This window comes from Clostridium aminobutyricum, assembly GCF_017255415.1.
Lineage (GTDB): Bacteria > Bacillota > Clostridia > Peptostreptococcales > Anaerovoracaceae > Aminipila > Aminipila aminobutyrica.
This window is the reverse complement of the sequence record NZ_JAFJZZ010000008.1, coordinates 90,011-102,368: the sequence shown is the minus strand read 5'-3', so window position 1 is coordinate 102,368 and position 12,358 is coordinate 90,011. Positions and strand designations below refer to the sequence as shown.

The window sequence follows — 12,358 nt, the reverse complement described above, 5'->3', positions numbered from 1 at the left end:
AGCTTGGGGCAAAAAGGCAACGCCATCGGCTCCGACTCGCTTCGCTCCCTGCTGTCCGTTTTGCCTTGCCAAGCAAGCTTGGGGCAAAAAGGCAACGCCGTATCAATAATTGCATTCATTATATCATTAAACTTTATGATAGAAAAGATTCCTTCCTTTTATCTTTCAGCATACACTTGTGAGCCAAACTTCTTTCATGATATACTGAAAGCACTTGATTAACGTGAAAGGGATGTGTGTTATGAATAAAAAATTACGTGCTAATCTGATGCTCCTTCTGACCGCCTTCATATGGGGCTCTGCGTTCGTCGCCCAAAGCAAAGGCATGGACTATGTAGGACCTTATACCTTTAATTGTGTGCGAAATATCATCGCCAGTGCTTTTCTGATTCCTGTTATTTTCTTATTTGATTATCTGCGTGCTAAGAATACCTCTCCCGAAGCAACAGATATAAAAACAGCGGAAGAGAAAAAAGTTGAAAGAAAAACGCTTATCATAGGGGGAGTTCTTTGCGGAACTGTTCTTTTTGTAGCAAGTTCCTTGCAGCAAATCGGCATTATGTATACCACAGCAGGTAAAGCTGGTTTCATCACCGCTCTTTACATAGTAATCGTACCGATATTGGGACTGTTCTTAGGGAAAAAAGTTCGTCCTATCATTTGGGGTTGTGTCGCAGTCGCAGCAATAGGATTATATTTATTATGCCTCAAAGGTGATTTTAACATAGGCAAAGGAGATTTTCTCGTGTTGCTTTGCGCCTTTGTGTTCTCTCTTCATATCTTGGTTATCGATCACTTCTCACCTAAAACGGATGGGATCAGATTATCGTGTATCCAATTTTTCGTGTGTTTCCTCTTTTCTGCAGTGATGATGTTCCTATCAGAAACACCGGAGATTTCTTCTATTCTTCAATCCGCGATGCCAATCTTGTATACAGGAATTCTATCTTCCGGAGTCGCATACACTCTGCAGATTGTTGCACAAAAAGATACCGACCCAACCGTCGCATCTTTACTGCTTAGTCTTGAGTCGGTATTTGCCGTTCTTGCAGGAATGATCGTTCTCCACGAAATGTTGTCAGGAAGAGAAACCATGGGCTGTTTGCTTATGTTTGCAGCAATCATTGCAGCTCAATTACCCTCCAAATCGAAACCCGCATTAACTGATTAAACCAGACTTCCGCATCCGGGTTAAATAGTCAAAATATGTTAATATAATCCCCAAGGCTGATGGTTTTCGAAAAAACGCTTCCCGTACCTTCATCGCAGTTACATTTTTTCAGATATCGAACCTGGGTCTCTTCCAGGATACCCGCGGCTATTGTTTTTACGCCCATCGCCTTGCCTATTTCCACCATTGCACAGACCATTTTTTCAGGCATGGGTTGTCTCATACAGCTTTTATCGAGTTTTATGCCGTCAACCTTCATTCCTTGAAGCATGTTTACCGCTAAATAGCCGCCGCCGAAATTTCCCATGATGCAAGTACATCCCATGGAATGTATGCAATCTACCAGTTCTTCGATATTGCTGATTTTTTCATAAAAGATTTGCTCTGTAATTTCAAATTCAATAAACTTTCCCGGTATGTCATATCGATTTTTAATCCGCTTAAACTTATCGATAGAATTGGTATAGTTGAAGTTACTCTTATGCAGTTTTATACAAACAGGCATGACGCTCCTGCCCTGATCCAAGTTCATCTTTATTCTCTTGCAAATTTCTTCAAAAATATACGTATCTAAACAAAGAACCAGACCCCTTCTTTCGAAAATATCCATAAACAAACCCGGCTTTAAAATTCCTTTGTCGGGATGCTTCCAAACGACGTACGCATCTCCCCCGCATAAAGCACGGTTTTCTAAATTGTATCTGGGTTCAATGTAAATCTTGAATTCTCCTCCTCTAAAAGCCTTATACATTGTATTTTCCAGCTCTTTTTCAAAGGATATTTTTTCGACCAGCTCCAAGCCGTAAAATGCCCACGCAGCATATTCTGAGAAACGCTTCTTTTCGCTCATTAAGGCCATATTTGCCCGTTCTTTAGCTACCTCCAGATCCATTGTTGCGTCCCGGATGATACAAACTCCAAATTCAACTTTGATATTCGTCCCGATGAGGCATTTGCTGATTTCGGCCAATCGATCCTCGGTTCTTGCTTCCGTCACATATTTTAATAATATCATCATATGGTCCGCATACGTTCTGCACACCAGCTCATCTTCATCAATATATTTGCATATGCCAAGAAACAAGCGCCGAATCACTTCATCCCCCTTCATATATCCGTATTTTTTATTGTAAATATTAAAATTCACTATATTTGTAAGAACAAGGCAGTATGTGCACTCCATTGCCTTTATCGCATTGGTGGCCATTTCATCAAAGTAATTCGCGTTCATGCCTTGAGTGACATTGTCCCGGTATGCTAACTCCTCCAAATTTATCCTTGCTTTTTTTGTATGCTTCATCACATAAATCGTTATCAAGGTCGGCAATAATAAGATAAGAATCCATAAGAAAAGCGATTGGAATATAAAATGAACATTTTTTGCATTTAGAAATTTTTCCGATGACCAAGAGAACAAGTACAGTCCATCTACTCGTAAAGGTGTGTATGCCGCATAGATTCGTTCTCCTCCGTTTGTGAATTTATAAATCCCTGATTTGCCAACTTGCATATTTCCTTTAATGGTATTTATTTTCTCTCCCAGATCATCCCCCTCAACCGGTTTAGACAGACAACTTAGAATATTGGACTCTATTTTGTCAGAAATCACCTTCTTGTTATCCCATAAGATGTTTCCCTCTAAGTCCGACATGACGATTTCTTCATCATAATAATGTCCCCGCATTGATAGCACATTACAAATAGTAGGTAAATCATATAAAGCCATAATGCCGATATATTTTTTACCGCTTAATCTCAATTTGTCAGAGTAAATGCAATAGTTCAAATATCTTGATGTACTTTCCCCTTGGCCGCTCAGCAACACAAATTTTTGTTCTTCGCTGTTTTGTATGAGCTCCTTTACATTTAGACTATGATATAGAGACTTATCGGATGCCACAAGATTTAAGTTTTCATCTATCAGGGCCGCTGCTGTGTAACCATACTTTGCCTTACTTTTCTGCAAATAGTCAAGAGCTTCTTTTTCTGTTACCGTATCTCCGAAATTTATAATGACATCCTCTAATGCCGTAACATCTTTTGCAGAATAATCCAACTGCTGCTCTACCGTTTGACTGGCTATTCTGCAAGTCTCCAGCATGTCAGATTCTGTTTTTTCCTTTTCGTCACTGTAGATATTGTATATGTACCCTGCATAAAATACAGTAAGTACCACCAACATGGCAACTACCGCACCACGAATTTTATTGACAGAGCTTCGCTGCTTTTTTGATAGCTCCTCAAATTTAATATCAAAAGGCTTTGCTGCAGGCTGATATTCAAGTTCTAAAGAGTGTTCCTTTATGTAGGCTAATTGTTCCAGCCTCTTATGGGAAATATCCTCCAAATTGATCTGGATAATGTTGCTGGAAGTGTTTTCAACTACCTTCATCTTGCACTCTAGAATTTTATAATCTTTTCCAACAAATTTTACGCAAAACTCAAAACTCTCCGGTGCCTTTCCTTTTACAAGCATATTTTGAAAATAGCTAATTGAGAAATGCTCTTTGAGTTGTTCAACATCTACTTTTCGAACGCCATATTCTACGAAATATTGAAAATACTGACTTGCTTCATAGGTCCTGCCTTGTTTTCCATCCTTAATTAAAATTACAGACATACTGTCTAAATCTACTTCAAAAGTCAAATAGAGCCTGCTTACCGGTTTCACTTTCATATCATTCCCCATTTCAAAAAACCTGCCGTATTTGCTGAATTTAAATGTCATTTTCGGTCGGATTTTGTAAAATTATGTAGTTTTATGTTAAATTCTTCCATTAATAGTGCATTTTCAATATAGCACTTTATCCAAGGGAAGTCAATGCTTGAGTTCACGGTATTTATTTTTATTCTTTGACTGCAGCTTGAAGAACCGTATTTGCTACTTTCCCGGCTGCCTTACTTCCGCTTCCCCCTCCTTCCACTAGAACCACAAATGCCAATGGATGTTCTGCCTCTTGAAGAAATCCTACAAACCATGCATTATCTTCTTTTGAACCATCTGATTGAGCGGTGCCTGATTTCGCTCCTATGTCAAGGTTTGGAAAGTTACTTTGCCCATAATTGTTGATGACATTGCTGCGCATCATTTCTGCCAGCGTATCTGCTGTTTGAGTATCTAACATGTTTCTCGTATGGTGTTCAATATAAATGCTGGTTCGCACTCCTTTTAAGAAAGAGGTGTGTGAAATAATCTGAGGATTCGCCGCACTGCCGCCATTGGCTATCGCACCTGCATAAACCATCATAGCACAAGGATTCACCAAATCTTTTCCCTGTCCGATGCCGGACCAAGCCAGTTCCCAATCGTCTCCCGTGTTGAAATCAAAAGTAGATACAGCGGTACGAATCCCATTGACGGAATAATTGGTTGTCAAACCGACTTTCTGTGCATACTGTTCCAAGATATCACCGCCTAACTGGACGGAAAGTTGACCGAACGTGCAATTGCAGGAAACATTCAGCGCTTGTTCCAATGTCAAATCACCATGAGCCGAAGGGCAGGTAATCATCTTCCCGTTTATTTCATAACTTCCGCTGCAATGAAACGTTTGCTGCTGTACATTTGGAATCTCATCCAACGCAGCAGCGACTGTCACCAATTTAAAAGTCGAGCCTGGAATAAAGGTCGCAGACAGTAACCGATTCATATAAACGCCCTCATATTTTGAATCCCCTTCTTCTATTTTAGGAGGGTTCTGAGGGTCGTAGCTTGGAGAACTGACCATGCACAAAATTTGACCCGTTTTATAGTTATATACGCCGACGGTGCCCTTGTAGCCAGCCAAGGCTTTATAGGCAGCTTGGCAAACATCTGCATCTAAGGTTAAATATAAATCCCGTCCGCCAGGTAAAATCGGTTTTGCTCCCGTCACTAAATTATATCCCGTCAATTTATCTGCAAATCTTGTTAATGCGCCGGTTCCGATTAAGCCTTGGGGAACTCCTACCGCATGCAGTGTTGCTTTTCGGATATTGGCATTCTTATTATAAACCCATTTTCCATCTTCAACCCCCACCAGCAAATTCCCGTTTCGATCCAAAATTCTTCCGCTTTTCAATACTCCGTCCGTATACAAGTGCCTGTTTCCTGCAAAAGAGACCCAATTTCCTCCGTTTAACATAAACTTTCCGACAAACAGAAGCGTTCCTAAGGATAGGATCCCGGCCAAACAGATACAAACGATTGCCCTTGCTGTTATTTTCTTCATCGCTCTTCCTCCAATTCCTCAAACTTTTTTAAGAAATCTTCGATTTCGTCTTGCTTAGAGGTTTCTTCTGACTTATTAAATCTTCTCAAAAAGTCCTCTATTTGTTTATTTTTTACCTCTTGTTCATCATCGTTTACAGCGTACTCCACCTGTCCTGCGATAGGAATTTCCTGCGTATCCCGTGCACACATCGCTTCGTACTCTTCATTTTTCTTTTGCCTATACTTTATTTTCCGTTTATCAAGCGCGTGCATTTTTCTCACCGCAAAACTGGCTCCTTGTCTGGTGTCCGCTGCTTTCAAGAAAGAAAGCAGGCCCCAAGAGGCAATCATACTGGAACCGCCGCAGGAAACAAATGGGAAAGTCACTCCGGTCAGCGGCAATATATCGACAGAGCCAAATACATTCAGCATCGTTTGGAATACCAGTAAAGAAGTAGCCGCGCATGCAGCAATCGTATAATAAGAAGACCGTCCGTTTTGAGCCACTCTTACGGCGAAAATAGATAGAACAACAATAATAGCGACTGCCAACAAGGCAATAATCAATCCCCATTCTTCACAAAGCATCCCAAAAACCAAGTCGGTATCCGCAGCAGCAACATGATGCAGCCAGCCATTACCGGAGCCTACGCCAATCAGGCCTCCGCTGGCGGAGGCGGACATCGTGCGAACCTGTTGATAGCCTGTCGTGCTGGCATTCTCCCAAGCATGTCCCCATACAGCAAATCTGGCTGCAATATAGGGCTTAAAACTGATCATCAATCCGCCGAAGCCGGCTGCGCCTCCGCAAATTAAAGAAAGGGTGGCAAAATCCCCCGAACGTAAAAAAGCGATGACTAAAAAGACCACGAAAAAGATCGTAGCCGTACCCAAGTCACTCATAAACGCCAACGCAGCAAGGCAGAATCCAGAAAGAAGCATGAAGCCCCATAGATTTCTTTTTACAAAGAGTCGGTCTAATGTAGCGGCACCTGCAAAGATAAAACAAACTTTCGCTAACTCAGAAGGTTGAACGGATATTCCTGCAATGGAAATCCAGTTCTGAGCTCCGTTAATCACCGAACCGAATACGACATTAATCAGCAAGAGTCCTACCGTTAAGCCGGCCATGATATGCCGAGTTCGAACGACTCTGCGTAAATCACGCAAATACCATCCCATCACTAAAAACACAAGCCATCCCAATGTGATTGCAACCGTTTGCTTCACCAACGTATCCGGAGCGGCGGAAGCCGTCACCGCAAGGTTGAGCGTGCAAGCAAAAAAGGCTAATATCTCCGGTTCAAAGCCTGTCGCCCCTGCGACCCAGCTCATTAAGGTATAGCCCCACATCAGTCCGCACAAAGCAGCATAGCAAAGCATGATCGTTTCAGAATAGTCCGGTCTTGTTATAATCAGCTGAATAGCCGTTAATACCTGAAAGAGCGTAAGTGCTGCGAAAGAAGTCCAAGGAGGCATAGGCCTGCTCTGATTCAGTCGGTTTTCTTGCTGCTGTTCTTTTTCCTCTTCCGATATTTCTTCAAAGGTTAGCTGAACCCCGCCAAATTCGAGCGTATCTCCCTCATTCATCACCTCAAAATCATCCACTACTTCTTTATTGCATAAAATTTTGCTTTTCTCAGATAAGCTATGTATTCTCCAGCTTCCGTCTTCCTGCCGTATTAACGCACATTGCGTACGCGATACGGTCGGAAAATTAATTCGTACGTCACAATGCCTTGCCCTTCCGACTGTGCATTCCCAATTCGTAATAGGGAACTTTCCTAATTGTTCCGAAACAAGGCTTCCCCAAACTTCTTCCGGATTTTTTACACGAAGCATATCGCGCAATACAGATAGCAGTATGATTAACGCCAATACAGGCATGACCCACCGCACAATCGCCGAATATACCTGCCCAACGCCGGTAGGATTATCCTTCAGCCACTGAAATGCGTATTGGAACATTTCTGCGGCACGTTGCAGCAATTGAGAACATATATCAAAAAATTGAGGCATGATATCTGAAACATTTTGAAAAAAATCGGTCATACCAAATTCCTTTCCTATTTTTTCTTTATAAATAGTAACAGATAAACAATACCTCACTTACGGTCAAATGTAAATAGAAGCCACCTTTTTTAAAGGATTCTGACTACTAAGTTAAATAGAAAGCAGACAAGTATTCCGGTAATAGTCGGGAGAATAAAAGCCATTGCCGTCCATCGTATACTTTTTGTCTCTTTCATTATAGTCAGCAGCGTCGTTGCACAAGGCCAATGCATCAGTGAAAACATCATGACACTGATTGCCGTTATCCACGTCCAACCGTGTTGAAGCAACAGTTCTTTTAATGCCTCTGTGTTATCCAGTTCAATTAACATACCGCTGCTGGCATAGATCATAATCATAATGGGAACGACAATCTCATTTGCCGGCATCCCTAAAATAAATGCCAATAATATGACACCATCCATCCCTAAATAACTTGCAAAAGGGTCTAAAAAATTCGAGCAAATGAGTAGAAGCGATTGTCCTTCATAAGTAGCATTCGCTAAAAACCATATAAGCAGCCCTGCCGGAGCTGCTACCGTTACTGCTCTTCTCAGCACAAAGATGGTTCTGTCAAAAATAGACCGAACGATTACTTGACCGAATTGCGGTTTTCGGTAAGGAGGCAGTTCTAAAGTAAAAGAAGAAGGTACCCCTACAAGCAGCGTTTTGGATAATATATAGGAAGTTAGGAAAGTCATGACAATTCCCATCAATATGACAACCGTTAAAAGGGAGGCTGCCATCAAACTCCTAAAAAGTCCGCCCAACAGAGAGGACCCCATGATTTCTCCTGAGCCCCCGATGTTTACAATAAAAAACATGGTCAGCAATGCAATAAGCGTGGGGAACCTCCCATTACAAGGCATAAAGTTATTAGTCAACATGGCGATCAATCGTTCTCTAGGCGAATCAATGATGCGGCACCCCATTGTCCCCACTGCATTACAGCCGAAACCCATGCACATGGTTAAGGCCTGTTTCCCGCAAGCACTGCATTTTTTAAAATATTTATCTAAATTAAAGGCTACTCTAGGCAAATAGCCCAAATCTTCTAAAAGCGTAAATAACGGGAAGAATATGGCCATAGGAGGAAGCATAACCGATACAACCCACGCTACGACACGATAAACGCCTAGTATAGCCATTTCATAAACAGCTTTCGGAATAGCTGTTCCTTGGCAAAACTCCAGCATCCGATTTTCCAGATAAAACAAGCCGGAATTAAGCCATTGAGAAGGATAGTTGGCTCCCGTAATCGTAATCCAGAAAACTGCTAATAAAGTGGCTAGCATAATAGGGAATCCGGTAATCTTGTTGGTTAAAAGAGAATCGATCCTGCGGTCACGATCTGAATAACCGCTCCCAAAGATTTCGGCACCATCAATCACTTTGCCCACTTGATCCCAGATGTGTTCCGCTTGTATAGGTACCTCTGCTTTTTTTACTGTCTTGACGCAAGGATCATGATCTTGGACAGGATCACCAATCTTTTCCTTTTTATGCTCCGTCACTACCGCTTCAATAGCTTCCAAAAGCTCTTGGACGCCTTCTCTTTTCGCGGCAGCAGTACCAATCACAGGAACCCCTAGCATTTCTTGAAGCTTTGTCAAATCTACGTGAATGTTTTTTCTTTTTGCCTCGTCAAGCAAATTAACACACACGATGACCTTAGAAGTCACCGCTAACGTTTGTATGACTAAGTTGAGATTTCGTTCCATGCAAGTTGCATCGCATACGATGACCACCGCATCATATGCACCTTCATAAATGAAGTCTCTAGCTACTTCCTCTTCAGCCGATTTAGCATGCAGGGAATAACTGCCCGGCAGATCTACCAATATGTATTCTCTCCCTTTAAAGCAATATTTGCCCTGTGCTGTTTCGACGGTTTTACCCGGCCAGTTCCCCGTATGCTGATGCATTCCTGTTAAAAAATTGAAGATTGTGCTTTTCCCTACGTTGGGGTTTCCGGTCAAGGCGATTACCTTATCCTCCTCGTGTTGCCTCTTTATTTCAAGTTCCACCAGTCAGCCTCCTACATTTTGTTAATATATACTTTTGCGGCATCTTCTGTTCGAAGCGCCATCACTGCTCCGCGGACCAAATACGCGGCCAACTCTCCTCCCGGACTCAACTGAACACATTCTACAGTTGTCCCCTCAATAAGACCTATATCTTGAAGTCTGCGATTCATTCCTTCGGAAGAATCCAAACCATTTACACAACCGAACTGCCCTTTCTTTAAATCACATAAGGCATTTGCTTTTTTTGTTGCATGAAGATTTTCTTTCATTGCTGCACCTCCTATTTCATTTTTATTTTTTACCATTCTTTCTGTTTCATTGGCTAGAATCTATAGTAAAAGCCGCTATTGCTAGCGGCTCTTTCCACATTCCTGATGTAATATGTTATGCAATGACATTAATTTTCGTTCCGTATCTTCCGGTGCTCTTCTTCTGTATGGCAGAAATCATTCCTCCTATTTTTCTTCCTATTTATACAATAATCGCCCATTAACGATACACTTTGAATAGATTTTTTAGATAGAGTCGATTCATCCGGGAGGTCAAAGCGGCAACCGGAATCTTAATGGGACATACTTTTTCGCAGGAGAGAGATTTAGAGCAGTGTCCCTGTCCATTTTTCACATTTTCCTTTATAAATTCCCGTACGTTGCTGCTGTTGCTTTGCTGGGTAGCGACCCGATAGGCGCCGTTCATCGTGGAAGCGCCTACAAATGCATTTTCAATCGAATAGTTCGGACAAACTTCCAAACAGCACCCGCATAGAATACAAGAAGCCGATTCATATTGATGTTCCAGCTCTTTTTGATTTAGGAGTGCATCCGCGCTCAGCCAAACTTTCATTTTTTTCAAATCGTCAAACATCTGAGTACGATCTATACGCAAATCCCGAATAACAGGGAACTTACTGAGGGGCGCCAATTCCAACACGTTGTTTTTATTACCGCACACATCCCCCAGAAAAGTAGAGCAGGCCATTCGAGGCACCCCATTGATAACCATCGCACAGGCTCCGCACAATTTCTGTTTACAGCTGCATTCCCAATCAATCGGTTCCGCTGGTTTCCCGTTCGTATCCTCAAGCGGCTGTCGTGCATTCAATTCCTCTAAAATTCCAGTAACAGGCAAGTCCGCACTTCCTTCAAAAGTGAATTCTTGAATATAGGAATTGGCAGAAGGGCCTTTTTTGCGTCTTATTCTTATCTTGACATCCATCCTACATAGCCCCCTCTCCTATCCTTTTAAAAGAGATCTCTATCGTTCCGTCCTCGAAATAGGCAGCAACTGTTGTTCGCTTATACTGTTCATCATCCCGCTGTGGATAATCCTTTCTCAACTGAGCCCCTCTGCTTTCCTTTCTTTCAAGGGCACTAAGCAGCAACGACTTCCCCAAAACCAACATATTTTCCGCTGCTATTGCTTCACTTGGCTGCAGTTTCCCTAATGCCATGTTCTTTGCTTTCTCTGCCAGCCTATTGATCTCTTTGATTCCTTCCCGCAATTCTCCTTCATTTCTCTCAATACCCATCGCTTTGTTCATAATGTCTCTCATTTCTAGGAGAATCTGATTCGGCACAATCGTTCCCGTCCTAAACTGTTCAACGCGTTGTTGGATTTTCGCCACTTCTCTTTCGGCACATTTGCTCTTATACTGAATCCATTCAGCATTCGTCGTATAGTCCTCTTTTTCAGGGGTGCCTGATACGGCATTTTTCGCTGCAACCATTCCGCCATAGATTGCTCCAAGGGTTGAATTTCCACCTAAGCGGTTCGCTCCATGATACTGACAGGCACATTCTCCCGCTGCATAAAGGCCTTCCACTGAAGACTCATGATTTTTATCCACATAAATTCCACCCATAAAATAATGAATACCCGGATACACCGGAATGTACTCCTTCGTTGGATCGATTTTCAGATAGGTTTTGCATAAGTCACTGATTTCCCTCAATTTCAGCTCAATCTCTTGTTTTGATAAAAAAGAGATATCCAAATAAACTAGATTTTTTCCGTCTATTCCAAGGTTTAAATCATGACAAACCCGATAAATGCCTTTGGACACGACATCTCGAGGCATCAAATTGCCTCCTTCCGGATACCATTCCTCCATAAAATACCAAGGCTTTCCATCCTTATACGTAAACAGACGTCCGCCTTCTCCTCTGGCTGCTTCCGAAATCAGCATGCGCTTGCCCTTTGTCTCCACTGTTGTCGGATGATATTGTATCATTTCACCGTTTCCGAGCTTCACCCCTTGCCGAAAAACAGCTGCCGTAGCACTCCCCTCTGACAGCACGGAGCCCGTCGTATTGCCAAAGACACCATTCATACCTCCTGTAGCGAGGATGAGGGCATCGCCCGTAATAGCGAAAATCTGTCCGGTGATGGTGTTTTCAAAAATGCCGCCAAGACACTTCCCCTGCTCTATGACAGCAGAAAGAAACCGGCTGTTTTCTTTCACCGTAATGGCTCCTCTTGCTTCAAGCTTTCTTACGTGCTGCGCCAGCCCGCACATTAGCTGCTTCCCAATAGCGGACTTGGAAAAAGCGGTTCTCCTCTTTTTCTGTCCGCCAAAATACCGAAGGTTCACATTCCCGCTCTCATCTCTTGAGAATACCACACCCAGTCGGCTTAACTTCTTTATAAGCTCCGGTGCAGCCTTGGTCATCGCTTCGACCGCCTCCGGATCCGCTAATTCACAGCCTGCTTTTAACGTATCCGTTAAGTGTTGCTGCGGTGAATCATCCTGGCCTTTTGTATTTAACGCCGCATTGATTCCTCCCGCAGCCATTACGGATTGTGCCCTCTCAGGAGGTGCCTGTGAAATAAGCATCACTTTAGCACCCAGGTCAGAGGCTTCCATAGCAGCAGACAAACCGGCTAATCCGTTTCCTACAATTATTACTTCTTTCATCA

Annotated in this window: 9 protein-coding genes; 2 read left to right on the top strand and 7 right to left on the bottom strand. The window is 42.6% G+C overall.

The window, feature by feature from the left end:
* Both JYB65_RS13440 and JYB65_RS13435 read left to right on the top strand, forming a co-directional pair.
* A partial coding sequence (locus JYB65_RS13440; protein ID WP_206583201.1) for a hypothetical protein occupies nucleotides 1–222 on the top strand: 222 nt, incomplete at its 5' end.
* A gap of 19 nt (nucleotides 223–241) precedes the next feature.
* The gene (locus tag JYB65_RS13435; RefSeq protein ID WP_206583200.1) at nucleotides 242–1,171 is read left to right on the top strand and encodes a DMT family transporter; all 930 of its coding nucleotides are present in this window, start codon (nucleotides 242–244) and stop codon (nucleotides 1,169–1,171) included.
* A gap of 28 nt (nucleotides 1,172–1,199) precedes the next feature.
* Here JYB65_RS13435 and JYB65_RS13430 read toward each other — a convergent pair whose 3' ends face one another.
* The 7 genes from JYB65_RS13430 to JYB65_RS13400 all read right to left on the bottom strand — a co-directional run bounded on the left by JYB65_RS13430 (nucleotide 1,200) and on the right by JYB65_RS13400 (nucleotide 12,356).
* On the bottom strand, nucleotides 1,200–3,848 hold the full coding sequence (locus JYB65_RS13430; RefSeq protein ID WP_206583199.1) for an EAL domain-containing protein: 2,649 nt from the start codon (nucleotides 3,846–3,848) through the stop codon (nucleotides 1,200–1,202).
* Nucleotides 3,849–4,017: 169 nt separating this feature from the next.
* The gene (locus JYB65_RS13425) at nucleotides 4,018–5,382 is read right to left on the bottom strand and encodes a penicillin-binding transpeptidase domain-containing protein (protein ID WP_206583198.1); all 1,365 of its coding nucleotides are present in this window, start codon (nucleotides 5,380–5,382) and stop codon (nucleotides 4,018–4,020) included.
* Nucleotides 5,379–7,415, bottom strand: a complete 2,037-nt coding sequence (locus tag JYB65_RS13420) for an FtsW/RodA/SpoVE family cell cycle protein (RefSeq protein ID WP_206583197.1) — start codon at nucleotides 7,413–7,415, stop codon at nucleotides 5,379–5,381. Before JYB65_RS13420 ends, JYB65_RS13425 begins: the two co-directional genes overlap by 4 nt.
* Nucleotides 7,416–7,504: 89 nt before the next feature.
* Nucleotides 7,505–9,442, bottom strand: coding sequence for a ferrous iron transporter B (gene feoB / locus JYB65_RS13415; protein ID WP_342366672.1), 1,938 nt, complete (start codon nucleotides 9,440–9,442; stop codon nucleotides 7,505–7,507).
* Nucleotides 9,443–9,453: 11 nt separating this feature from the next.
* Complete coding sequence (locus tag JYB65_RS13410) at nucleotides 9,454–9,711, bottom strand: FeoA family protein (RefSeq protein WP_206583196.1); 258 nt, start codon at nucleotides 9,709–9,711, stop codon at nucleotides 9,454–9,456.
* 220 nt (nucleotides 9,712–9,931) lie between these two features.
* On the bottom strand, nucleotides 9,932–10,657 hold the full coding sequence (locus tag JYB65_RS13405) for a succinate dehydrogenase/fumarate reductase iron-sulfur subunit (RefSeq protein ID WP_206583195.1): 726 nt from the start codon (nucleotides 10,655–10,657) through the stop codon (nucleotides 9,932–9,934).
* A gap of 1 nt (nucleotide 10,658) precedes the next feature.
* A complete protein-coding gene (locus JYB65_RS13400) occupies nucleotides 10,659–12,356 on the bottom strand; it encodes an FAD-dependent oxidoreductase (RefSeq protein WP_209010525.1) in 1,698 nt (565 codons plus the stop codon).
* Nucleotides 12,357–12,358 lie beyond the last annotated feature (2 nt).